Here is a 23,272-nt window from a genome sequence, read left to right on the forward strand (position 1 = left end):
ACTCGGTTAGGCCACCTCTCTTTCTTTAAGCCTGGCAGCAGATCCTATTGCGTAACCTGTAGTCACCCTCTTAGAGGTCATGAGTTTAGGATCTAACGCAACCTGAAGCGCATCAGACAAAAAGTTAACGGCCGATACGGTCACGATGATGGCTAAGCCGGGAGCTAGCATGAGTTCAGGACGCGAGAACATGACCTCCCTCGCCTCATTTAGCATCATACCCCATTCCGCATGAGGAGCCTGAATCCCTAAACCGAGAAAGGAGAAGCCTGATATTTGCAAAATCATGGATCCGAAGGAGCTGCTTGCTATAACTGCAATATCGGGAATGGCAACCGGCAGAACATGGTTAACCATAATTTTACTATCCTTCACGCCTAGCGCTTTGGAGAATTTGACATATTCCGATTCGGAAAATTGCATTACCGAGGTCCGAATGATGCGAGCAAACCATGCCCACTTGGACAAGATAAACGCGATGAGAATATTCTCCAAACCGACGCCAAGAATGCCGATAACCGCCAAAGTCATGACATATCCCGGGAAAGAAAGCATAATATCGCAAACTCGCATCAAAATTGCATCTATTTTCCCCCGGAAATAGCCCGCAATGAAGCCTGCTACTCCCCCGAATAAGATAGTTACAGCTAAAGCAAACAGTACCCATAACACACTGGGACGGATTCCGTATATTAATCTGGATAGGATACACCGACCAAGATGATCATTGCCCAATAAGTACTCCCATGATGCGGAGGCAAATCGAAGCTCCATATGGACTTCCTCGGGGTCATGCGGTGCGACCCAAGGTGCCAATAATCCGGCAAGCATCGTTAGAGTCAGTATGGATAAAGAAATCGCTGCTACTTTATCTTTGAATAGATGGTTTAACCGTATCATCTAAAGCTCCTTTCTTAGCTTAGGGTTCATTGCAGCATGGATCACATCGGAAACGGTATTGAACACAACAAAGGCTGCCGCCAGCACAAGAACATAGGCTTGGATAAGCGGAAAGTCCCTGCTTAGAATGGATTTTACGCTTAAAGTCCCTAGGCCGGGCCATGCAAACACGTTTTCCACAACGACCGTGCTCCCCAGAATAATAGGAATTGCCATACAAAAAACCGAGATGGCTACCTGCATTGAATTTCTTAGTATACGCATCGTTACTTTCTTTTCCGTCAATCCGCAAGCCCTACCGTACAATACATAGTCCTCATGCAGGTTGCTTAACATAGAGCTTCTTACGATTCGAAAATATACGCCGGTGTAATTAATCGCAATGACACTAATCGGCAGAATAAAGCTCGTGTACGATTCCATCCCGCTTGTCGGTAACCAATCGAGTTCTACGGAAAAATACCAGATCAGTATCGCAGCCAGTCCGTACGAAGGCATGGACGTCAGAAAAAAGTTAACGCCTCTAACGGATTTATCAAATAACTTTCCTTCTTTCCATGCACATAACACGCCTAGTCCAATAGAAAGGACAATAATGACAAGAACCGAAACTACCGTAAGCTTGAACGTATTCAGAAAAGCCGGACCTACCAAAGACCACACAGGCTGCCCTGTAACATAGGAATACCCAAAATCCAACTGCATGCACGCAAGGAGCCAAGTAATGTATTGAATCAGAAACGGCTTATCCATGCCGAGTTCCGCCTTTGTCCGAGCGATTAACTCCTCCGTAATTTGGGGTACTCCTTGCGCTTGCAGCACTACTTCAGCCGGATCCATTGGAGATAAATGAATGAAGATGAACGTTACAAAGGTAATCGTTAAAAGCAATGGAATGGACATGAATAGCCGCTTGATGATATATGTTCCCATGGCGCACCTCTATCCTATTTCTAAACAAATAAAAGGGGGATGCCCCCTTTCTATTTGTCTGTTTATTCAAAGTACATTCGCTCAAAAGGAAGCTCAAATTGTGTTTGCTTAAAGGAAATCCCCTTTAGTTGTTTGGGGGCAACGATCGTGACGCTTCCATTGGTAATGGGGATAAAGACCGCTTCATCATGGACCATTCTTAAGATATCAGCGTATAGTGCTTTTCGACTGTTCTCATCCATGGACACCATGACCTGGTCAATCTTCTTGTACAGCTCATCAGCCTTCGCCATGCCGCTGGTTGTATGGAAGTACGATGACTTTGTGGTAAATGCAGCAATGGTGCTTTGAGGGTCATAAGCCAGTCCCCAGGTTTGATTAAATAACAAATCATAATCCCCCGAGGATCTTCGATTCGCGATGGAGCTTGATTCCTCTCCGATGATCTCCAAATCCATCCCTATTTTTTTCAACGAGCTTTGGATAAACTCTGCCTGTGTCTTTTGGGAGGAAGAACTGGCGTCATAATATAGCTTCATAGATAATTTGCTTCCGTTTTTCGTTCGAACCGTTTGGCCCGCTTCCAGCTTCCATCCGGCTCCATCCAGAATTTTTTGAGATGCTTCCGGATCATAGACGCGGTTTTTCAGTCCAATGTCGGCGTAATTTACATTTGTCGAGAATAAGGTATGTGCTGCTGATTCCGTGCCGTTGAAGATTTGCTTGCTAATCGTATCCCGGTCGATCGCATGCCATATCGCTTCACGCACGGCAGTCTCATGTACCGGATGATTCGATTTACTGCTATTGGCAACGATCATCTTGGTATTCATCGCTTTACTTCTAACAAGCTGGTAGTCACCCGAATCCGTTAGCTTTTTCATCGCTTCCACATCAAGACTATCCGTACCCCGATCATCCGTAAATACAAAATTCACTTCTCCTTTTTTCAAAGCCAAGAAGGTCGTTTCCCCGGCCGGAAGGACTTTAGCAGTAATTTTCTTTACTTGAGGCACACCGCCCCAATAGCTTTCGTTAGCTTCGAAGACGGCATACTGATCGATTTTATGCTCTGCGAGCTTATAAGGACCTGTTCCATTGTAGCTGCTTACCCCGTTCTTGGTTTCTCCGTTTATAAAGCTCTTTGGTGAAATGAAAACAAAGGGGCGGGTCATCGACAATTCGAGCAACGCCGGATAGTAAGGTTCCGACAATACCAATTGGACAGTATGTTCATCCAATACATTGCAGCCGCTGATTTTCGTTGAAAGCTTGATCCATGCATGCTTGCTTGCATTGCTTTGCACAGCTTCTATATTTTTCTTTACCGCTTCGGCGTTGAGCGGCTCCCCATCGTGAAATTTCACGTCTTTTCTTAAATGAAAGGTGTATGTTTTACCATCGTCCGATACTTTCCAGGATTCCGCCAATAAAGGCTTGATGCCGTCCTCGGTGTTTTCGACCAAAGATTCATAAACCATCCCTTGGGCTGGCATTGAACCCGGATACAAATGGGGATTCATATCATTGATATCTTTGGCTGTTGCATACACGATCTCTCTTCTTGTATCTGTCGTTCCGGTGTTGACCTTGCGTCCGTCACTGCAGCCCGCTATCAGTAACATGAAGGCCATTAAAGCAGATACAAACATAACCACACTTTTTGTCACGAAATATCCTCCCAAAAGTAATATTCATTTAATCCACGAAGTCTAAACAAGTGCTGCAAGGCAAAAAAACGTTTACTTATTTGTAATTATTACGATTTGATTCTATACAAATTTTAGGTTCCCGTCAATACTTTCCTTTTCAGCTTTCATCCGCAGCTAGGGTTCGCCGCTTAGCGCAACAAAGGCCACCGATCCTTATCGGCAGCCTTGTCATGGTGAAATTGTATCTTCCCGGATATGGTTGTTTATCGACAAAAATGACGCTTATCTTTCGAATAGTATTGTACCAAGCTTTGGACAGGGAGAGAATCATGCAAAATGACATAGAATTAGCTGTAACCAAGATTGAAGAACTAAATGTTCGAAATCAACGAGCAATGATGGAATTGATCAAACGAAGACTGAAAATGACTGACGATGATTTCAATAAGGAGCTCTTGCTGGCTTACGCCTACCAGAACCCTGTTCACATATTGGAAATAGCTATTGCACTCCAATACGAGGAGATCCTTAAGTCACTGCCGGACAAATTTCTTTGACCTGAGCCGGCTTACTCTGTATCACTCATTCATTTCAAAACCACTCTTTCTCCTCTCATGGTAATACTTCCTAGTAAGAAATACCCAATTTGTTAAATTTACAAGCGATATGACAACTATCCATATGATCAAAGATGCCATGGTGGTCCATAACCCGAACCAAGGCAATACTCGCCCAGCTGCCACAAATGTAGTTAATGGTGAAAGTAGCAAGAGGATCAAGATAGGTAGCAGCCAACCGAGCGATGAAACAATCCATTTCCCGGTCGAAATGCCCTTTCTGCTCCTATTGATACGTTTATATGAAAATAAACCCCAAGCAACTGTAGACATGACGAAAAAAATGATACATCTTTCCATGGTACTGCTGTTTACGATAGGAGCTTCGGGCGTTTGACCTCCAACGATCTTTGCAATCCCGTCGACAAAAGCTCCATAATCGACAAAGGTATTTAATCCCGAGTTAAACATCATCGCGATGCCAAGTTGTTGGTCCAAATATATCGTTTCCTCTGCTTTATACGTCCAGAATATTCCGTTATGAGAAATGGTCCGCCCCCCCTTTTCCTCCTTCCCTGCCATCCAACCCATTCCATACGGGCCACTCGGTCCGGCCTTATGGTACTCCTCCATCAGCTCAGGTACAAGAAGACGTCCATTAGATTGAGCAAGCATCCATCTTGCCATATCTTCTGCAGTTGAAACAATACCTGCTGGACCGTCAATAAACCAAGGCGGTTCAGCTTGCCTTACAGGATGGCCTAGCAATAAATAATGCCCCCGCGGAATGTCAGGATTATCATTAATTTGCTGCGTACTACTAACGCTGAAGGTATGCCTCATACCAAGCGGCTCGAAGATATTTTTTTGCATATAGGCGTGGAAGTTTTGTCCGCTTACTTTTTCCACAAGAAGAGCCAAATATTGATAATTCGGGTTGTGATAGTTATAGGATTTTGCGGGATTGTTAGCAAGCTCGACTATGCTTAACGATTGATTAATCTCCCGCAGAGATTGATATTGGGGGGAACGTGTCATGTCAGGATTCACTTTATCATTAAGACCGGTAGTCTGATTCAACAAATTCCGTATCGTAATGGTATTAACACGTTCATCCTTAGGAGAGATTTCTGGAAAGTAGGCTGCGTAAGGCGTATCAAGGTCGATTCGTCCTTTTTCCACCAACTGCAGGACTGCCAGTGCCGTGAAAGATTTGCTTAAAGAAGCAATGGGAAAAGGGGTGTTGCCGGTGATTTCGCGGCCATCTGAAAAGGTACCGTAACCTGTCGCATAGAGTACCTCTTCGTTATTAGCTATCGCGAGAGCCGCAGCCTTAATATTGTTGACTTCCATGCTTTTTTTGACGTAATCATCAATTTCTTGAAGTAGTTCGGCATTGTTTCGAAGCTCAATTGCAGCAACAGGTTTAGCCAGGATTGACAACATCAGTAGTGCACTGCTCAAGCATAAAATTAGTTTTTTATAAACGGTTGTCATGGTAACACTCCCTCCGTACTAGTTACAGCTACTGTAACAGGCAAATCTTAAGAAAATAGGAGGGTTTTTCTTGCTATTTATTAATTTCTTTTTTTTTGACCGCGATAAGAACTAGTCTAAATGAAAACAAAAACCCGCAATTTGTGCGTGTTTCAATTTGGGTTGTAGGTATCATTCTACTAACTCATGAGCCTCAGCAACCCATTCAACAATCTCATTGTTTTCAATAAAAGTACGGATGATTTGATTAATTCCATCTATCGTTTCGGGACTTGTTCCTTTTTTAAAGGCAATGGCTGATCCAAAATCCTCGTATACCAATTGTACCGGCGATATGAACAGATTATTGTTACGGTTGATATATGCATAAGCAACATCAGACGAAACGACAACGGCATCGGCTCGCTTATTCGTTAAATCCGAAAAGACTTCTGAAATTCTATTATGGGTTGATATGTTTGCATTCTTAAGTTGTTTTCGAACAAGATATTCCTGGGTTGACTCACCTTGTACACTAATCTTCGTTCCAGATAAATCCTTTAACCCCATATACTTAACCCGCTCTTCTGCACGAACAACGATAGCCTGCCTAGCAACATAATAGAGGTTTGAAAAATCGACTACCTTTTTACGTTCTTCTGTGGGGGACATCGAGGCAATAACCATATCTACCTCGTCATTTTTCAAAGCATTTATCAATTCACCAAATTTCATGTCCTTTATTTCTAAAGAAACGCCAAGCTCCCTAGCGATCCTATTTGCAATTTTTATATCGGATCCGATAATGGACGCTTTCCCATTGATTATCTTATAGAATTCATACGGTGGGTATTCTGCCGATGTTCCGATGACAATCTTCCCTTTATTCTTGAACGTATTAACACTAAGAGACGATTTGGGTCTCATTAGTGGCGAACTAACGCCGATGATACTTACCGTTCTCGTCTGTTGGTCCCAGTTGACTTGTGTACCTAGCGCCTCGCTTACTAAACGAAGTGGTACCATCGTATTTCCCTTAACAACTACAGGAGCTTGTTCTAGAATGACATATTTTCCATTAACGACGGCTACCGTTGACCCTATATGCAACTGAATTTTTCTGTTATCTCGTGTCCCCGTTACGGTTTGAATATTTTCGTGCCATGAGATTTCGGCTCCTAATTCTTCAAAGATCTTCCTCATTGGAACCATTGTTGTGTTGTTAAGCAATATTGGCGGCTGCTCAAAATGCATTGGCCTCTTGTTAATGGTTACATGGACATGGTCTACCCTGACCTCACTAGCATTTGCATTAGTGAAAACATTTAAAAAGAGGCTTATAAAAATAACCAAAATTAGGGATTTACGCAATTTCATCATTCCTTATTCAAGATCTTTAAAATTTCCATAAAAAAGAGCCAGTATCCTCCTTCGTTGCTAGAATAATGTTTTAATATTTACTTAATACAAACAACTACGGAGTATATAAAACAAAGACATTCGAATGATTAATTAAGGCTTGTTCCACGTACTGCATTTTAGGCTAGCATATTATTTTCCTATCCGCCTTGTTGATTCACGCTTCCCTTTTGTCTATTTAAAACGTCGCCCCATTCGATGCTAATTATTTCTTTCAAGTGACTACGTTACTTCAAAGTGCGTACTATTCACTTGCTGCCCGATGGTGCACAATGACATAGAAAACAATATGAAAGGAAGGAATGCATATGCATATTCATATCAGTGAACCCTCTGTTCGCAAAACTGCTCTTGTAGTTGGGGCTAACGGTGTCATCGGACGCAATCTTATTGAATATTTGATGAAGCTTCCTGATTGGGACATCATCGGAATATCGAGACGCGCAGGTGAACGATCCGATAAGGTTAGGTATATTTCCGTCGATCTTCTCGATGAAACAGATACTCAAAAGAAACTCGGCAACCTCACAGAAGTCACCCATATCTTCTATGCCGCGTATCAAGATCGACCTACATGGGCTGAGTTGGTTCCACCAAATCTTACCATGCTTGTTAACGTCATCAATGCGATTGAGCCGGGTTCTCCTTCGCTTCAGCACATCAGTCTCATGCAAGGGTACAAAGTATACGGAGCTCACCTCGGCCCATTCAAAACACCTGCTAAAGAAACGGATGCCGGCCACATGCCGCCGGAATTTAACATCGACCAACAACAATTTCTTGAACAGCGGCAACAAGGACAGAATTGGACTTGGTCGGCGATTCGTCCATCTGTCGTTTGCGGGTTCGCTATGGGCAATCCGATGAACTTGGCTATGGTAATCGCGATCTATGCTTCGATTTCAAAAGAACTCGGGTTGCCGCTTCGCTTTCCAGGTAAACCGGGAGCTTACCATAGCTTGCTGGAGATGACCGACGCGGAACTGCTGGCAAAGGCAACTGTTTGGGCGGCGACTGATAGCCGCTGCGCAAATCAAGCGTTCAACATCAATAATGGCGATCTCTTCCGTTGGAGTGAGCTCTGGCCGAAAATTGCCGATTATTTTGAACTAGAGATCGCGCCTCCGCTGCCTATGCCGTTAGAGGTGGTGATGGCGGACAAAGAGCCGTTGTGGAACACAATGGTCAAGAAGCACGGCTTGGAGAACAACAGCTACAAGGACGTTTCATCTTGGCGCTTCGGGGACTTTGTGTTTTCCTGGGACTACGATTTTTTTGCTGACGGCACAAAGGCCCGCCGGTTAGGTTTCCACGAATTTATTGATACAGAAGCGATGTTCATGAGCATTTTCGACGACCTCCGTCGCCGTAGAGTGATTCCTTGACTATCTAGCGGTTTACAAGGCCGGTTCTGCATACTAGGGGCCGGCTTCTTCCGGTTCATTATTCATCAATTTCTTTATCCCGAAGAGTACCTTAGCCCTGCCACCGTACGCCCGTTCAACATACAAGTCTCCCCACCTGCACATTAGATGGAGAATATCTTTAAGACTCCATCCAAATTCCGTCAGCTCATATTCCACTTTCGGTGGGATTTCATTATAAACGGTACGTTTTATTATACCATCGTCTTCCAACTCCCGCAGCTGCTGTGTCAACACTTTTTGTGTTATGGCAGGCAATAACCTAAGAAATTCTCCATTTCGTTTTTTGCCAAACGTTAGATGAAATAAAATAACCGGCTTCCACTTTCCGCCGATTATCTCGAGTGTCACTTCCACTGCCGTATTAAATGTTTTCTCCGGTTTGAGCATTGGGAACCGTTTCGCCTCCTTGTCGTTGGGACATGATCATGTTTTCTAGTGCCGATCGTTTTCCGATTCGGCCTTCGATTGTTTCGTAAATTCGATATGCTTGAAGCCCCATCCGCACATATCGGTCAGCACCGAGCTTAGCGTCTTTCCGTGATCGGATAACGAGTATTCGACCTTCGGCGGGATTTCCTGATAAATCCGGCGCTCGATAAGTCCGTCCTTTTCCATCTCTCGGAGCTGGCTCGTAAGCATTCCTTGGGTAATGTTCGGGAGCAGCCGGCGCAATTCCCCGAATCTCTTAGTCCCATCGTGCAGCAAAATAAACAGGATCAGCGGCTTCCACTTTCCTCCGATCGCGTGCAGCGTCGCTATAATTCCTTGTGTACGATGATTCGGTTCGCGTATTCCGTCGTGCATGTTCCCGCCTCCACGTTACTGATTATGACTCTTCTAATGCCACTTTACCAGAGTATCCGGAAATCGAACAGTACGATCATTTCCCGTACATGGTACGGTTTTACGTACTATATGGCATATATCCCCACGGGATCCACTGTATGTTCGACAGAACCTAGTACGAAAAAAGAGCGTACTTTGCAAGATGCTCTTTCTCCCCAATAATAGGGAGTGCAGATCGCGATGCTGCTAAAATGCGAATAAAGGATGATCGTTTTGAACATTATGGTTATCGCCGCACACCCCGCATTACATCAGTCCCGAGCCAATAAGGCCTTGATCCAGGAGCTTAATAAACACGCTGATATTCATATTCGTGATCTATATCTGGAATACCCCACATGGCAGATCAACGTTGAAAAAGAGCAGCGGATGCTGCTTCAATGCGATCGGATTGTATTCCAGTTCCCATTCTATTGGTACAGCTGTCCCCCTTTGCTTAAGAAATGGTTTGACGATGTACTGACGTTTGGCTGGGCTTTTGGTCCCGGGGGAGAGAATCTGCTCGGCAAAGAGTTCATGATCGCCACTACGACCGGAGGCACGGAACCATGCTACAGGTCGGGGGGTGAAAACATGTATACAATTAGCGAGCTCCTGCGTCCAATCGAAAGAACACTGACAAAATGCAACGGTACCTTCCTTCCGGCATTCGTTGCCTACAGCGTAACGCAAGCTACGGACGCTGAATTGGCGCATGTAGCAGAAAAGTACGCGGAAATAATAAAGGCTCCCAGGGAATCACTCATCCATTGATTCCAAACCAAAGGGACAGCCTCGCAGAACTTTGAAATCTGCGGGACTGTCCCCCTATCGTGGTTACATCTGCGGCTGACGACCGTCGTCAAATTGCAATATCAACCATAACGGGATAATGATCGCTCGGGTACTGACCGTTAAGCTGGAAGGTAACCTTCTCGCTTCTTTTCACCTCGAGGTTACCCCGGTATAAAATCCAATCAATGTTCGTCCGTCCTCCGCCCCCCGCAAAATTGTGAAATGTAGCGATACCAAAGTTCACTTTATCCTTTGCTTCTTGGACCGCATCCTTCAGGCCGCCTGTCGTGACCAGATACTTGTAAGGCGGACTCCCGACGATCGCATTGAAATCTCCCGTAACGATAACCGGGATATCCGGATCCAGCTTGCCGATTTCCTGCGCCAGCTTCTCGGCGCTATGCTGACGTGCGTTCTCCGAAACGTTATCGAAATGCGTATTCAGCACATAGAGCCGGCCGCCGTTCTTCAAATCCTCAAACAGCACCCGCGTCACCATGCGGGGATATGCGCTCCCCCAACCCTTGGAGCCCGGAACATCGGGCGTTTCGGACAACCAGAAGGAATCATCTTTCACCGGCTTCAGCCGCTCCGTATGATAGAAGATGGCGGCGAATTCGCCTTGGTTTCCCTTCTCCCGGCCGACCCCGACCCACTTGTAGCCCGGAATGCCGAAGGCAAGCTCATCCAGCTGGCTGCGGATCCCCTCCTGCGTGCCGATGAGATCAGGCTTCTCCTTCAGGATCAGCTCTTTCGCTACCACCCAGCGCTTGTCCCAAGGATGATTATCCTTGGCGGCGGCCGTACGTAAATTGAACGTCATCACCCTCAGCGGAGACGGTTCCATCTGCACAGAGGAGACCGGCCCCTCCGAAGAACAGCCGGTGATCGTCAAGCCCATAAGGGACACTAGCAAACAGGTCATCCATAGGAGCCGCATAGCCGGATTAATCCTTCTTCCAAGCGATGTCGACGGTTACGGGATAATGGTCGCTCGGGTAGCAGCCGTCCAGCTGGAAGGTGATTTTCTCGCTTCGGCTCACGTCCACACCGCCTCTGTACAAAATCCAATCGATGCTGCTGCCCTGCTCGGTTCCCGAATAATTATGAAACGTGCAGCGTTCGTAGCCGATTCTCTCCTTCGCATCCTGTACCGCATCCTTGAATCGGCCATTCTCGATCAAAGTGAGGTATGGCTCGCTTCCAATATCGCAATTGAAATCACCGGTAACGAATACCGGAACATCCGAATCGAAGCCCGCCGTCTCGCGAACGAGAGCTTCGGAGCTTAAACGGCGTGCTTCCGCAACCTGATGGTCGTAATGCGTATTCACGACATAGAATGTGCGGGATGTAACCGTATCTTCAAAAAGAGCCCAGGTCACCATTCGGGTATATTGGTTTCCCCAAGTCCGGGAGCCATGCTCGTGCGGAGTATCGGACAGCCAAAAGTGCTGATGACGGAGCGGCTTGAATCTCAGCTTATTGTAGAAAATCGCCATGTGTTCGCCCAATCCGCCCGCATCCCGCCCCACACCTATCCATTCATAGTCGGGCAAACCTTTCCGAATATCTTCCAACTGGTGGAGATGGCCCTCCTGCGTGCCGATCATGTCAGGCCGTTCTTCCTCCAGAAGACGGACGACGGCAGGAAGCCTGCTCTCCCACGTATACGAATCTTTGGCGGTCGATGTCCGCAAATTAAAGGTCATGATTCTAAGTCCATTAGACTGTACGTTGTTGTTCATCCATTTCCCCTCATTCCCTATATTCCTTGCTTTTCGTTACTTTTTGGCCGCCTCTTCGGCAATGATCTTGTTCGCTTCCTCCTGCGCCGTTCGCAGCGCGGTGTTGACATCCGTTTTGTTGTTCGCGACATCGTATCCCGCCTTGTTCACAACGCCGGATATCGGTGCGTCAAAATCGGACGGCTTTACTCCTGCCGATTTGAACTTCAAAGCAGCCGCCAGGTTTTTCCCTTCCATGATTTTGAAGGCTTGAGCGTATTGCTTCTTGATCTCCTCATTGTTAAGTGCAGTCATTCTGGCATTCTTGGTCATATCCAGCTGAATCGTTTCGTTGGTCATGTATCTCATAATATCAAAAACCAGATCTTTATGCTTGCTCGTGGCCGACATCATCATCAGATGAAAGTCGACTCTTCTTCCGATGCCTTTCGCATCGCTAAAGCTCGGATAGGTCGTCATATCCCAGTTCATCGGCGTTCCATTATCGTTCAGCTTCGTCAGGTTGGCCAGCGCTGTGTCCGCCCAATTGGTGTACATGGCAGTGGACTGTTCCTCGAAAAAGGTTTTGTTATCCGTCGGAAGCTTGTCTCCCTCGATCATACCCGGAATCTCGTAAAACTGTTTATACAGACTGATTGCCTTTTTCCACTGGTCCGTCTCCAGCGTTGCCTTCTTTGTCGAGTTATCGGCATAAGACAATGCCATCTGATCGCCGAACTGCTTCGCAACAGGCGGAACGATTCCCCGGTACTGAACGCCCCCGTCATTCTTTACCAGCTTCTTATGCAGGGCAAGGATTTCGTCCCATGTAGACTGCTCCTTCGGATACTCCACCCCAAACCTGTCAAAAATATCTTTATTGTAAAAAAGAGCTGCCAGGTTATTGGAGAACGGGATCGCATAGATGCCGTCATCGTTGTATTTCTTCAGAGATTCCACAATGGCAGGATCAAAGCGGTTCAAGTCGAACTTCGTCTTCTCGAGGTAGCTGTTCAGGTTTTGATTCAACTTTAAGTTTTTGAAAATCGAGAACGAGTAATTGCTCGTAAAGATCAGGTCGGGCTCCACGCCCGCCAGGAGTATATTTTCCGGAGAGAGAGGTCCGGTTAACCCGCTGTTTACAAGCGTAAGCGTCACATTCGGATATTTCTTCTTCAGCGGCTGTACGAAGTATTGATCGAATTCTTTATCCGTCAGCCCGACATAAAACTTATAGAACGTAAGATTGATCGGATCCGTCATCACCGGCGTATCCGTAAGAGCCTCGTCTTTCAGCGGAGCCGGCGCTGGAGCCGTTCCTGCTCCCTTATCCGCCTCTTTCGTACCGCTCATGCACCCCGCCAGAAGTGAACCGAGTAGAGCCAAGGTTAATACCGATGCCCCTATTTTTTGTATCTTGTTCAAGCAAATCCCCTCCAAAAATGTATGGTGTGTGTATAGGTTTCATTGTAAGCCACCTCCCCGAAACCGGGAATAATCAATGCGGCATATAGATAAACTATTCTGCTATATTTTTTCGAAAATCCGGGCTGGCAGCTCCGATTAGGCGACTACATAGAAGACACATTTGCTTATGGAAGCGTTTACGGTTAGAATATTCATATTCACTTTTCTGCTATATAAAGTAGGTGATCCTTTGGAACAAGAAGATGACGTGCTGCTTTGCGGCTATTCGTATCATAAAGACCGGTATTATCAGGGAAGCCGAGAGGAACAGCTGACCAGCTATCTGATTCGGCTTCAAACCGAGGGAACTTGCGTGGCCATCGTTGATGGAAACCCGTATCGCATAGGCGCCGGCGATTTGCTTCTCGTAAGACCGGGAACCCCTTACGAACTTAGGGTCGAGGAGACGGATCCCGTCAATCCGGAGAAGGAAGCGAAAATATCGAGCGGAGATTACTTTTTATTTTGCCGGGGAAAGTGGATGGACGAATGGTGGTTTCGCACCTCCCGGCCCTTGCTGGTCCGGATCGAAGGGGACGAGACGCTTCTATCTATCTGGGAGCAGCTCATTACCGAGAAGTGCCGGTACAGAGATTATAACGCAGAAATCATATCTTACCTGCTTCGCCTGCTCTGTTTGCACCTGGACCGTTCTCTTTCGGACACTTCGAGTAAATACAGCAGTCCCTATACAGCATCCCGCATGAAGCGTTACATCGAAAGGCACGCGTACGAGACGTTCAAGGTGGAGGATGTAGCCAAATATGTCGGGCTCAGCGTATCGCGTACCGCTCATTTCTTCAAAGAGTGCTATGGGAAGTCCATGATTCAATACGCACTCGAGATTCGTCTAGGCGGTGCCGTCGAACGAATGAAATATACCTCCATGTCCCTCGAGCAAATTTCGGACAGCTGTGGCTTTAGGAGCTATACGTTCTTCCACCGGGCGTTTAAGGAGAAGTACGGTATGACTCCAGCCCTGTATAGAAGCCAGCTTACGAGTCTGACGTCTAGTTCCCCCAGGTAAACCTCTCCCATGAAGAGATGGAGTCAATCCTCGTCTCCAGAGGAGCGTCAGTCTCATTGGTACGTGCAGATACGTGTTTATTGTTGGCGATCGCCCGGAATGAAACGGTACCGTCTCCGTTCCCGATCCATATGAATTTTTCCCACGAGCCTATAGAAGCCGACTTGGCATGAAGAGGGATATCCGTTGTCGTGATTCTCGCGCTTACGTACAGATTGTTCGCTTTGGCAATTAAGGAAACGAAGCCGTTGCCGGCGTCCGCAACTTCATACTTCTCCCACGTATTGGCCGAGGATGCATAGGCCCAAAGCGGACTATCCGCCGTATTCGCCCTTGCGCTTACATAGTTGCCGTTCGCCGCCTTGAGCCAAATGGTTTGACCGATCGGGCGGGCGGCCGTATCCGTCGTTAATGGTATGGTCACACTCGCGTTAACCGGATAATGGTCGGAGGGGTAAAAACCGCCTTCATTGTAGCGGTTGATCTCTATCGAATTAACGGAGGTAACGTTTTTCCCGAATATCCAGTCGATGTGCGCTCTGTCAATATCACCCGTAAAAGCATAATAGGTCCCGTCATTCGCAAACGATTTACCTGCAGTACGCCACAGATCGTCAAAGGCGGAATTCTGAAGTATGGCGTATACCGGAGAAACCTCCGTTCTGTTCAGGTCCCCTCCAATAAACACGGGAGCATCGGATGCCTTGACATACTCCGCTACTTTGCTCAGCATGATATTGGCAGCCTGCTCTGCGGCTTCAAGCTCTAGTGAGAAGTGTGTATTGAAGTAGTAAAAGACAGCATTGGCATTGTCCTTCGCCTGCAGCTTTACCCAGGTGCTCATTCTTGGGTATTCTGTGTCCAAGGAGCTTTTGGAGCCCGGCACGTCCGGAGTTTCGCTAAGCCAGAACTCCCCCCAGTTGAGCAAGTTGAACTTATCCGACTTGTACATGATATTGCTAAATTCGCCGGTCGTCGTCGAGCCTTCGCGGGATGTTCCAATCGACTGGTAAGTTCCGCTGCTGTTTGCTATAAAGTAATCGATTTGAGCTTTATCCGCCTCCTGCAAGCCCATAACGTCAGGACCGAAGCTGTCAATTGCATGGACAGCTATGTTTTTCCGGTTGCTCCAGGAGTTCGAGGTACCGTCGTCCGCTGTCATTTTCCTTACGTTAAAGGTCATGAGCTTCAAACTGTAGCTGCCTGGCAGTACCGCCGCGCTTACACTCGTCGTCGCCGGCACACGAAAATGGAACATAATAGTCGCAACCATCAAGAAAAGAACGGAACACTTTTTCAACATCATTCATCCCACCCATCATCAAAATTGAACCGCTTACAACAAGCTCATTCTAGCATGATAGGAAGATATGAAACATAAACGATCCCCGTTTTCTTTTACACCATTCTGCAATTATATTAAGAAATATCAAACAGGATCCGGTTTCTTTCAACAGATGTCCCCGATTTTATCCGAGTTTTAAATCATCCAACTATGCTTCGCGATTCGCTCCAGTTATTGAACGGTTTTCTTTTGTACCGCTGTGATGATCCACAATAAAAGGGGGATTCCCACGCCGCAAAGGGGAATAACAAGGATTCTCCAGAGTTCATGCAAAAATTCAATGGTCGACTCGTTTGGAATGAAACAGGAAATGATAAAAATCATCGGTGCACCTACCCAAATGACCTTACGCCAATCTTTCACATGGATGCAATTTGCCAGTTCCGAGCTGGTAATACACAAGTAAAACGAGAGCTTGGCATAAACACCAAAAACCCAAATAAAAATGACGAAGATATCCAGGTTTTGTATGAAATTCAAAATATCAATCGATCTTACCAGCATAAAAAAAGGAAATCGGAGCTTAGCCGCTACATTGGGCCCGAAAACTAACAGTACCATGAAAGTGGCCGCAATAACCATGAATATGACAGCACCCATACTGTACATCGATCTTGAAAGGGCGTGTTTGGGATTTTGCATGTAAGAAACGATCACCAACAACATAAAGGATTCTGCGAAAAAGGAAGCGGGGGCATAGGATCCTTGTAAAATTTGACTCCAACCGGAATCGAAATAGATGGGAAATATTTGTTTCCATTCTACATTGCGTACATTTAATATGAAACTGATAACCAACGTTAATATAATAATTGGGCCTACGATTTCGCAAAATCGTGCAATTCCCTGAATTCCGCAGTAGTATGTTATATACGTCATTAAAATGGTCATGAGCAGCATAATCATCCATACCGGTGTTTTATCCAATAAAATCAAATGAACAAAGTCGCCAAACGTGCGCAGAACATTAGCGGCCAATAGATACCAAGCGGCAACATACGGTAAGACGATCAGCCTGCCTAACCATTTCCCGAGTAATTTTTGGCTGAAGATTGCTAAGCTTTGGCCTGGATGAAGCATGCTAACGCGAACGGCAAGAAAGGTTACACCTATACCCATGAAACCGCCGACAAGCATGGACAGCCATGCATCTTGTTTTGAAGTTGTAATCGCCGGCGCAATTCTTAACCAAACGGCCATTACAACTTCAATGGTAACAACGATCCAGAATATTTGTACTCCCGTCAACTTTAGCCTCACCCGTTTTATCTCTCCTAGCCGATGAAATCACGTAAATACCGTTATAGTATCGGTACATTCGTTTGACCCGGGTCCTTGATTTTCAGTTCAACTTTGACTGTAACTTGCAGGTCGGGAAAAACACGATTCCAGTTTCCCTGCATCGTTTTCCATTCCATAGGGTATTGCCGATGGATTTCTTCACCTAATTCCAAAATATCCGCTTTGTATCGCTTTTGCACCTTTTCAATGACTTGCTTTACCGATTGCTGCGTCGATTGGCTTAGCTGATCCTGTATGAGTTGAAGCTCGTTTTGCTTGGAGGGATCCATACTCGAATTGTTTTCTACTACCGTTCCGGTTCCTTTGAGATGAATGGCAATTTCCATGTTCTCGTTTTTTTTCGTTGCAAGGATATGGTTGTCCAGCTTCTGCAGTCGTAAACTAACGTTTCCATCTCCTTGATTGAGGTTAGAAGTGATGGTGAAGTCCGTTTGTCTTCCCACAATCCAATTAGCAAGAGAGGACTCTTCTGCGTTCAGATACCCCACCAATTTCAGCCCATCGTCTTTCCTGAGAATAGCGGAACCTGCATAAACATATTTTTTTGAGGGAGTAAGGCTAATCGCCGGGATCATCAGCTGAGACTCTGGGCTTAGAGCATCAATTAACAATTGTCTGTAATAATAGGGTTTGATCCCTACCACGCTTTGTCCCTGGACAAACGTTGTGCTGATAAAGGGGTCAAAATTAGGTTCTATGGAGAGTGCTTCTTTCGCTTGACCGTCCTTGACTACAATAATCGTTGAGCGTATTTCGGATTTGGGATTACGTACAAACATATCGACAAGATTGCCTATACCGTGCTCGGCCATTTGATGTCCTATGAGGATGGTTTGGCGATGACCGTAAAATAAGCTGCGCGAAAGCTGTACTTGCAATTTTTGTCCTGCGTCCATTATGTTCTTCCCCCTAGCGCTCACGACTAAAAATCTTTTTTTATCGTTACCGCTAGCGCCTTGCTCGCCGCCGATACTTGCGGGTATCGCTATTTGAGAACTGATTTCAAATTGACCGTCTTTCGTGTAATCCATCCCCGCTCCCATAATGTAAGCGAGTTGATCCGGCTCGCGAAGATTCCAACAGCCCGTGGTACCCAGGACGAAGAATAGTAGCACAAAACAGGTTACGGCTGTTTTCTTCATTGATCGTTCACTCGCCTTCCAACTCGTTATGTACAGCAAGCTTTCGCGGCCATCGAAAAAACACATTCCGAATTCTTCGAGTCATTCGCGGTGCAGCCGGAGCAAGATAAGGTTTACCGAATGGGTTAAGATGAATCAGGTGAATGAGAATCGCGATGATGCCCATCGCAATGCCGTAGAGCCCAAATAACCCTGACAGAATCAACACGGGAAATCGTAACATTCTCATCGGAATGCTGAATCGATACCGAGGAATGACAAAGGATGAAATACCGGCAGCCGATACGACAATGACTATAGGAGAGGAAATGATTCCGGCACGGACAGCAGCCTCACCAATGACAACGGCCCCAACAATACTCACGAGAGGTCCTATCTGTTTAGGCAAGCGAATTCCTGCTTCCCGCAAGCCCTCAAACATGACCTCCATCATTAATACTTCAATCACGGTAGGAAATGGTGACTTTTCCCGAAGCCCGGCAATGCTTAACATCAGTTTAGGGGGGACCATCTCCGGATGAAAATTGGTAAGGGCTACATATAACGATGGAAATAGGACAGAAAATGCGGCAAATATATATCGAATCCACCGATTCATGGAGATATACATGGCTCTCTCATAATAATCGTCAGGCGCTTGCAACCCATCCCAAAATGTCATTGGAATGATTAGTACATTGGGCGTGCCGCTGGTTAACACAGCCACTTTTCCTTCCAATAAGGCGGCGGAAACAACGTCAGGTCGCTCACTGCCCAGCATTTGCGGAAAAGGGGACAAATGAGTATCCTCAATTGATTCTTCGATGTATCCGGATTCAAGAATGCCATCGAGTTGAATCTTATGAATTCTTTCGCGAACTTGGGTAAGCACGGATGTAGAAACAATTCCATCGATATATGCGATGATTACATCGGTATTGGTCAATTTTCCGATTTGAAGCGACTCCATTTTGAGTTTTGGTGTAGTTAAGATCCTCCGCAGCATGGACGTATTCGTTCGCAAATGCTCAGTAAAGCTTTCTCGGGTACCCCGTAGGGTAGCCTCATTGGTAGACTCTTCTATGCCCCTCGTTTCAAACTTCGGACAATTTAAAAGAAGAGCTAATCTTTCCTCCTCAGCAAAAAGTGCCACGCTTCCCTTTAAAATGTTCTCGGCTATCTCATCAGAATTGGAGAGCTTCTTGTTTTGCAAAACGGAAACGAGTTCTTGCTCACACATCTGAGCAATACTGTCAATGGTCCCTAGACCTTGCGGCAATCCATTGTACAGCAACGGTTTTAGAACATTGTTCGTAATCATCTCGGTATTAATCATGCCGTCAACATAAATCAATAGGATTCTGGTTTTGCCGTGGATCGTAATTTCACGAAACACAATATCCGAGCAATTCTCGAATATGTTTTCAAACATATGGAGATTATCAGTGATTTTTTTACAAACCTCCATGGTTCTCCTCTCCCTTCAATGAGACACCTACTGGAATATGTTTCCCCAAGTTCTACAAATTACTCTCGTGTAAACAATCATTCACTAATAAAATGCCTTGCGCGGCACAATGTTAAAAAGGCTAAGCCATTGTATGGCCTAGCCTTATAACCGTGTTGTTTATTACTGAGGGTACGCGCCCATGTCCATGTAGGCGATTTCCCAGAGATGCCCGTCCAGGTCCTCGAAGCTTCTCACGTACATGAACCCATGCTCCTCCGGTTCTTTGGACTGTTTGCCTCCCGCAGACAGCGCCTTGTCCGCGAGCTCGTCCGCATGCGCTCTACTGTTGGCAGAGAGCGCGATAATCCCAATAGCGCCACTGGCAGCATCAACAAGCGGCTTGTTGACGAAAGTCTGAAAGTACGACCCCGCGAGCAACTGAACACATGTGTTGTCATTGATCACCAGGCATGCCGCGTTTTCACCGGAGAACTGGGGATTGAATTCAAAGCCGACACTGCTAAAAAATTACTTTGTCCGGTTCAAGTCTTTCACCGGCAGGTTTATGAACGTGTGAGTTGATTTATATGCCATTTTAGTCACCTCATATTATTTTATAAGAATCCGCTTATCCACAAAGCATCACCATTGGATTCCCTTAGGTACTTCTTCAGGCTTGATCTTTTCCCATTCTTGAGCATAAGACCCTTTTGCCAATACTTTTAGATAGGTTCCGTTTGGCAGCTCGGTGCTTGTTGTAAAATTGACTTTTTTCTCTTTGCTTTCCTCGTTGTATCCTGTAAGCTTGTATCTGAATCTTCCTTGATCGGGTTCCGCTGATTGATTAATTTGGACATAAACATACTCTTTTGTAATGAAAGGGTTGAAGCGATCCAGTACGTCTTTGAAATTCACAATAAATAGAGCTGCCAGAATTACAAGTACCAAGGCTGCAACTGCCCCGCCTTTTTTCATAAATAACCTCTCCTCTACATTTGCTGAAGAACTGATCAAGCCCTACATTGCATTCTTCACTATCTTCTTGTAATAACCAATCGCTAACATTGCAAATACGAAATAAATCAATGCGTACCCACTCATTGCTATCGCCGACGGTACGACAATAGTAGACAGCACCAATACGGAGGCTGCTTTGACGGCAAATATGGAATGTGAAAGCCCGATTAATAGAGGAATAGCGAAAACAAAAAGCTGCTTGCGTACAATGCCTCTCATGATGTCTTTCACCTCGAATCCGAGCTGCCTCAGCGTGACAAAGCTTCTCTTCTCCTGTTCAGCTTCTGTCATTTGCTTGAAATAGAGGATGCTGCCGGTCGAGATCAAAAAGACGAGTCCAAGAAATCCGGATATGAAGATAAACAAACCGAAAGTCTGGAGCGAAGCTTGGTATTGCTTATAAAAATCAGGCATATATTTTTTTTCCGGAATATATTTCGTATATAGGCCCGATGCTTGGGCGAGCTGATTCTTGTCGGGAACCCGATACGTATCAAATCGAATCGCTTCATACTGAGGAGAGGTATGCATCTTCTCCCTAAGCTCCTTTACGGTTGACTCGGATGTCACAAGCTGTAGACCATACACATTAAAATTCATAGCAAATTTATTGACGAGTCCCGCCACCCGAAGCTTATCCGTACCTCCGTTTTTTTCTAGTTCAATTTCCTTTGGAAATTTCATTTGCTCCTCATGGCTCGATCCCTTAAGATTTACCCGACCATCAAAAATAATCGCTTCCTCTTTTCCGGCTCCCTGCAAGTTATCCCCCGCTTCCGGAAGCTGTTCCGCCGGAAGAAAAAGCAGCCTTTGGACATCCCCTTTCGAGGTACTGTTTGCATCTCGGATTGTCCCCATAAACCTCACGGCTTCAACCGGTTTATGAACGAAGCTTATACCTTCCCTATTCAAATCCTCGCTGAACTTCCTTGAATCCGCCTCGTTATTTTCAAAAATAAAATCATAGGGCAGCAAGATACGGGTATCATTTTCAGCGGAGAAATATAACGAGTAGGCCATAGCGACCATCGTCAGGGTCATTGCCGAAAGCACGGTGATTAAGGTTAGCGAGTTGGCATTCGCTTTCATCCTGTGCATAAGGGGTGCGAGCGATAAGCCATTCCTCAATCCGAGGTGTCCATTTGCGCTTTTTCGATACAGAAAGAAAAGCCAGCCAATCGTGACGCGGAACAATAGATACGTACCTGCGACCGTCGACATAAGAACTCCAATCATGTTAAAGAACAGCATGTCGTTAACCATATGCCCTGAAAGCTGATAGCCAAATGAAATGAGGGCGATACCGAGCAGAGCAAGGATCGCTGCCACAATGGTTTTGGGCTTTGTAGGATGCTCGCCTTGTTTCTCAGCGTGAAAAAGCTCGAGCAGTGTATAGCGATAAACCGTTCGCAGCATCTGTATCGAAGTGAGTACGATTAGTGCAGCAAAAACGACGGCAGTTTGCATAATAGCAGGGAAAGAGAACTTCACCGAGATCAATCCCTCAAAACCTAAAAGCTTTATAAGAATGAGAAGAAATAGCCGGGATACAAGCGCGCCGCTGCCAATCCCAAGAAGAAGCGCCCCCGCACCAAGAAGGACATTTTCGATGATCAGAAATCGTGAAACCCCCTTCCTTGTCAAGCCGATCAACTGATATAACCCGATTTCCCTGCTTCGGCGTTTCAGAAAGATGCTGTTCGCATAAATTGTAAACACCGTCACAATCAGGAGCAGCAACATGCCGGCCACTTGAAAGGAAGCGGCGAAGTTAACATCCGAATTCATCATCCCTACAATGGAAGAATCATGCTGTAGGGTGGTAAAAACGAAATAGAGGCTGGTGCTGAAAATAAGTGCGAAAAAGTAGAGATAATAGTGCTTAATATTTTTTCGCATACTACGAATGACTAGCTCAAATAATGTCAACCGTATCACCCCCGAGGATCGCTTGTACATCGATAATATCTTTGAAGAAGGACTGCCTCGTTTTATCGCCGCGGTATAATTCCGAGTAGATCATTCCATCCTTTAAAAAAACAACACGGCTGCAATAGCTTGAGGCGACGGGATCATGAGTCACCATCACAATGGTAACCTTACGTTCTTTGTTGAGAACCGCTATGGTGCCTAACAAGGCAGAAGCCGATTTGGAGTCAAGTGCTCCCGTCGGTTCATCGGCAAAGACCAAGGAAGGTTTATGGATGAGGGCGCGGCCGGCAGAAGTCCGCTGTTTTTGTCCTCCTGATATTTCATGAGGGTATTTGTGCTCCAGCTCTTTTATACCGAGAATGTTCGCGATCGAATTGAATTCGTTTTCCGCTTCAGTTTTATTCATTTTCCCGAGGGACATGGGAAGAAGGATGTTTTCCTTAACTGTCAACGTATCCAGCAAATTATAATCTTGAAAGATAAACCCCAGTTTGCTGCGGCGGAAGGCGGATAGTTCGGCGTCTCTCATTTTGGAAACATCTGCATCCTCAATGAGAATCGTTCCTTCTGTCGGACGGTCAATCGTGGCAAGAACGTTCAGCAGGGTAGTCTTGCCTGACCCCGACGGCCCCATGATGCCTACAAATTCACCCTCCGTTACGCGAAGATCGATCCCTTTTAATACCTTCTGAACGCTGCCCTTGGACCCGTAGGATTTGTGCACATTCTGGGCATGCAGCATGGTTTTATGCGAATATATCGGATTCATATCTGACCTCCAAGTTGGCTATAGCTATATTGTATTATGCCCAGCTAACGGTGTCGCTCGATCTAGATGATATGTGTGAGCGGTAAGGTTACAATATTGTCATGTTGAGAACTTATATAAATAAAAAAAGC

The 23,272-nt window shown here is 45.8% G+C and carries 22 protein-coding genes; 4 read left to right on the plus strand and 18 right to left on the minus strand.

Annotated features, from left to right (window positions below; genetic code table 11):
- Positions 1-6: 6 nt before the first annotated feature.
- From cntC to cntA, 3 genes are all read right to left on the minus strand, one after another.
- On the minus strand, positions 7-900 hold the full coding sequence (cntC, locus tag RAC89_RS26920; protein ID WP_306616810.1) for a staphylopine uptake ABC transporter permease subunit CntC: 894 nt from the start codon (positions 898-900) through the stop codon (positions 7-9).
- On the minus strand, positions 901-1,833 hold the full coding sequence (gene opp1B / locus RAC89_RS26925) for a nickel/cobalt ABC transporter permease (RefSeq protein ID WP_306616811.1): 933 nt from the start codon (positions 1,831-1,833) through the stop codon (positions 901-903).
- 62 nt (positions 1,834-1,895) lie between these two features.
- A complete protein-coding gene (gene cntA, locus RAC89_RS26930) occupies positions 1,896-3,503 on the minus strand; it encodes a staphylopine-dependent metal ABC transporter substrate-binding lipoprotein (RefSeq protein ID WP_483874689.1) in 1,608 nt (535 codons plus the stop codon).
- Between the two features lie 311 nt (positions 3,504-3,814).
- On the opposite strand from cntA, the gene RAC89_RS26935 reads away from it, so the two are divergent.
- Positions 3,815-4,042, plus strand: a complete 228-nt coding sequence (locus RAC89_RS26935) for a hypothetical protein (protein ID WP_306616812.1) — start codon at positions 3,815-3,817, stop codon at positions 4,040-4,042.
- A gap of 21 nt (positions 4,043-4,063) precedes the next feature.
- Here the strand turns inward: RAC89_RS26935 and RAC89_RS26940 are convergent, their stop codons facing one another.
- Together RAC89_RS26940 and RAC89_RS26945 are read right to left on the minus strand one after the other, a co-directional pair.
- Positions 4,064-5,539 carry a serine hydrolase domain-containing protein gene (locus tag RAC89_RS26940; protein WP_306616813.1) on the minus strand — a complete coding sequence of 492 codons (1,476 nt, stop codon included), beginning with the start codon at positions 5,537-5,539 and terminating at the stop codon, positions 4,064-4,066.
- A gap of 171 nt (positions 5,540-5,710) precedes the next feature.
- Positions 5,711-6,898: a stalk domain-containing protein gene (locus RAC89_RS26945; RefSeq protein ID WP_306616814.1), complete on the minus strand. Its 1,188-nt coding sequence runs from the start codon at positions 6,896-6,898 to the stop codon at positions 5,711-5,713.
- A gap of 347 nt (positions 6,899-7,245) precedes the next feature.
- On the opposite strand from RAC89_RS26945, the gene RAC89_RS26950 reads away from it, so the two are divergent.
- Positions 7,246-8,322, plus strand: a complete 1,077-nt coding sequence (locus RAC89_RS26950; protein WP_306616815.1) for an SDR family oxidoreductase — start codon at positions 7,246-7,248, stop codon at positions 8,320-8,322.
- A gap of 33 nt (positions 8,323-8,355) precedes the next feature.
- On the opposite strand, the gene RAC89_RS26955 is transcribed toward RAC89_RS26950, so the two are convergent.
- Both RAC89_RS26955 and RAC89_RS26960 read right to left on the minus strand, forming a co-directional pair.
- Positions 8,356-8,751 carry a winged helix-turn-helix transcriptional regulator gene (locus RAC89_RS26955; RefSeq protein WP_306616816.1) on the minus strand — a complete coding sequence of 132 codons (396 nt, stop codon included), beginning with the start codon at positions 8,749-8,751 and terminating at the stop codon, positions 8,356-8,358.
- Between the two features lie 45 nt (positions 8,752-8,796).
- Positions 8,797-9,168 carry a winged helix-turn-helix transcriptional regulator gene (locus RAC89_RS26960; RefSeq protein ID WP_306616817.1) on the minus strand — a complete coding sequence of 124 codons (372 nt, stop codon included), beginning with the start codon at positions 9,166-9,168 and terminating at the stop codon, positions 8,797-8,799.
- 255 nt (positions 9,169-9,423) lie between these two features.
- Here RAC89_RS26960 and RAC89_RS26965 point away from each other — a divergent pair, with 255 nt between their 5' ends.
- Positions 9,424-9,963, plus strand: coding sequence for an NAD(P)H-dependent oxidoreductase (locus RAC89_RS26965; protein WP_306616818.1), 540 nt, complete (start codon positions 9,424-9,426; stop codon positions 9,961-9,963).
- Between the two features lie 88 nt (positions 9,964-10,051).
- Here the strand turns inward: RAC89_RS26965 and RAC89_RS26970 are convergent, their stop codons facing one another.
- The 3 genes from RAC89_RS26970 to RAC89_RS26980 are packed head-to-tail and all read right to left on the minus strand — an operon-like array spanning position 10,052 to position 13,136.
- The gene (locus tag RAC89_RS26970; protein ID WP_306616819.1) at positions 10,052-10,909 is read right to left on the minus strand and encodes an endonuclease/exonuclease/phosphatase family protein; all 858 of its coding nucleotides are present in this window, start codon (positions 10,907-10,909) and stop codon (positions 10,052-10,054) included.
- A 22-nt stretch (positions 10,910-10,931) separates the two neighbouring features.
- A complete protein-coding gene (locus tag RAC89_RS26975; protein ID WP_306616820.1) occupies positions 10,932-11,732 on the minus strand; it encodes an endonuclease/exonuclease/phosphatase family protein in 801 nt (266 codons plus the stop codon).
- A 36-nt stretch (positions 11,733-11,768) separates the two neighbouring features.
- The gene (locus RAC89_RS26980) at positions 11,769-13,136 is read right to left on the minus strand and encodes an ABC transporter substrate-binding protein (protein WP_306616821.1); all 1,368 of its coding nucleotides are present in this window, start codon (positions 13,134-13,136) and stop codon (positions 11,769-11,771) included.
- Between the two features lie 232 nt (positions 13,137-13,368).
- Between RAC89_RS26980 and RAC89_RS26985 the strand changes: the two genes are divergently transcribed.
- Complete coding sequence (locus RAC89_RS26985; protein WP_306616822.1) at positions 13,369-14,205, plus strand: AraC family transcriptional regulator; 837 nt, start codon at positions 13,369-13,371, stop codon at positions 14,203-14,205.
- On the opposite strand, the gene RAC89_RS26990 is transcribed toward RAC89_RS26985, so the two are convergent.
- The 8 genes from RAC89_RS26990 to RAC89_RS27025 form a co-directional block, all read right to left on the minus strand.
- Positions 14,189-15,478 (minus strand): endonuclease/exonuclease/phosphatase family protein, encoded by a 1,290-nt coding sequence (locus RAC89_RS26990; protein ID WP_306616823.1) that lies wholly within the window; start codon positions 15,476-15,478, stop codon positions 14,189-14,191. The genes RAC89_RS26985 and RAC89_RS26990 overlap by 17 nt on opposite strands.
- Before the next feature lie 243 nt (positions 15,479-15,721).
- Positions 15,722-16,798 (minus strand): GerAB/ArcD/ProY family transporter, encoded by a 1,077-nt coding sequence (locus tag RAC89_RS26995; RefSeq protein WP_306616824.1) that lies wholly within the window; start codon positions 16,796-16,798, stop codon positions 15,722-15,724.
- Positions 16,799-16,851: 53 nt separating this feature from the next.
- Positions 16,852-17,994: a Ger(x)C family spore germination protein gene (locus RAC89_RS27000; RefSeq protein WP_306616825.1), complete on the minus strand. Its 1,143-nt coding sequence runs from the start codon at positions 17,992-17,994 to the stop codon at positions 16,852-16,854.
- Positions 17,995-18,001: 7 nt separating this feature from the next.
- On the minus strand, positions 18,002-19,441 hold the full coding sequence (locus RAC89_RS27005) for a spore germination protein (protein WP_306616826.1): 1,440 nt from the start codon (positions 19,439-19,441) through the stop codon (positions 18,002-18,004).
- Between the two features lie 162 nt (positions 19,442-19,603).
- Positions 19,604-19,888 (minus strand): VOC family protein, encoded by a 285-nt coding sequence (locus tag RAC89_RS27010; RefSeq protein ID WP_306616827.1) that lies wholly within the window; start codon positions 19,886-19,888, stop codon positions 19,604-19,606.
- A 177-nt stretch (positions 19,889-20,065) separates the two neighbouring features.
- On the minus strand, positions 20,066-20,398 hold the full coding sequence (locus RAC89_RS27015; protein ID WP_306616828.1) for a YxeA family protein: 333 nt from the start codon (positions 20,396-20,398) through the stop codon (positions 20,066-20,068).
- A 42-nt stretch (positions 20,399-20,440) separates the two neighbouring features.
- A complete protein-coding gene (locus RAC89_RS27020; RefSeq protein WP_306616829.1) occupies positions 20,441-22,339 on the minus strand; it encodes an ABC transporter permease in 1,899 nt (632 codons plus the stop codon).
- A gap of 16 nt (positions 22,340-22,355) precedes the next feature.
- Positions 22,356-23,141: an ABC transporter ATP-binding protein gene (locus RAC89_RS27025; RefSeq protein WP_306616830.1), complete on the minus strand. Its 786-nt coding sequence runs from the start codon at positions 23,139-23,141 to the stop codon at positions 22,356-22,358.
- Positions 23,142-23,272: the final 131 nt, after the last annotated feature.

Origin of the sequence: Paenibacillus sp. GD4 (assembly GCF_030846225.1) — a bacterium.
GTDB lineage: Bacteria > Bacillota > Bacilli > Paenibacillales > NBRC-103111 > Paenibacillus_G > Paenibacillus_G silviterrae.

Coding starts and splice junctions, on each gene's coding strand:
- cntC (WP_306616810.1), bottom strand. CDS start 900: ATGATACGGTTAAACCATCTATTCAAAGATAAAGTAGCAGCGATTTCT.
- opp1B (WP_306616811.1), bottom strand. CDS start 1,833: ATGGGAACATATATCATCAAGCGGCTATTCATGTCCATTCCATTGCTT.
- RAC89_RS26935 (WP_306616812.1), top strand. CDS start 3,815: ATGCAAAATGACATAGAATTAGCTGTAACCAAGATTGAAGAACTAAAT.
- RAC89_RS26940 (WP_306616813.1), bottom strand. CDS start 5,539: ATGACAACCGTTTATAAAAAACTAATTTTATGCTTGAGCAGTGCACTA.
- RAC89_RS26945 (WP_306616814.1), bottom strand. CDS start 6,898: ATGATGAAATTGCGTAAATCCCTAATTTTGGTTATTTTTATAAGCCTC.
- RAC89_RS26950 (WP_306616815.1), top strand. CDS start 7,246: ATGCATATTCATATCAGTGAACCCTCTGTTCGCAAAACTGCTCTTGTA.
- RAC89_RS26955 (WP_306616816.1), bottom strand. CDS start 8,751: ATGCTCAAACCGGAGAAAACATTTAATACGGCAGTGGAAGTGACACTC.
- RAC89_RS26960 (WP_306616817.1), bottom strand. CDS start 9,168: ATGCACGACGGAATACGCGAACCGAATCATCGTACACAAGGAATTATA.
- RAC89_RS26970 (WP_306616819.1), bottom strand. CDS start 10,909: ATGACCTGTTTGCTAGTGTCCCTTATGGGCTTGACGATCACCGGCTGT.
- RAC89_RS26975 (WP_306616820.1), bottom strand. CDS start 11,732: ATGAACAACAACGTACAGTCTAATGGACTTAGAATCATGACCTTTAAT.
- RAC89_RS26990 (WP_306616823.1), bottom strand. CDS start 15,478: ATGGTTGCGACTATTATGTTCCATTTTCGTGTGCCGGCGACGACGAGT.
- RAC89_RS27000 (WP_306616825.1), bottom strand. CDS start 17,994: ATGAAGAAAACAGCCGTAACCTGTTTTGTGCTACTATTCTTCGTCCTG.
- RAC89_RS27005 (WP_306616826.1), bottom strand. CDS start 19,441: ATGGAGGTTTGTAAAAAAATCACTGATAATCTCCATATGTTTGAAAAC.
- RAC89_RS27015 (WP_306616828.1), bottom strand. CDS start 20,398: ATGAAAAAAGGCGGGGCAGTTGCAGCCTTGGTACTTGTAATTCTGGCA.
- RAC89_RS27020 (WP_306616829.1), bottom strand. CDS start 22,339: ATGCGAAAAAATATTAAGCACTATTATCTCTACTTTTTCGCACTTATT.
- RAC89_RS27025 (WP_306616830.1), bottom strand. CDS start 23,141: ATGAATCCGATATATTCGCATAAAACCATGCTGCATGCCCAGAATGTG.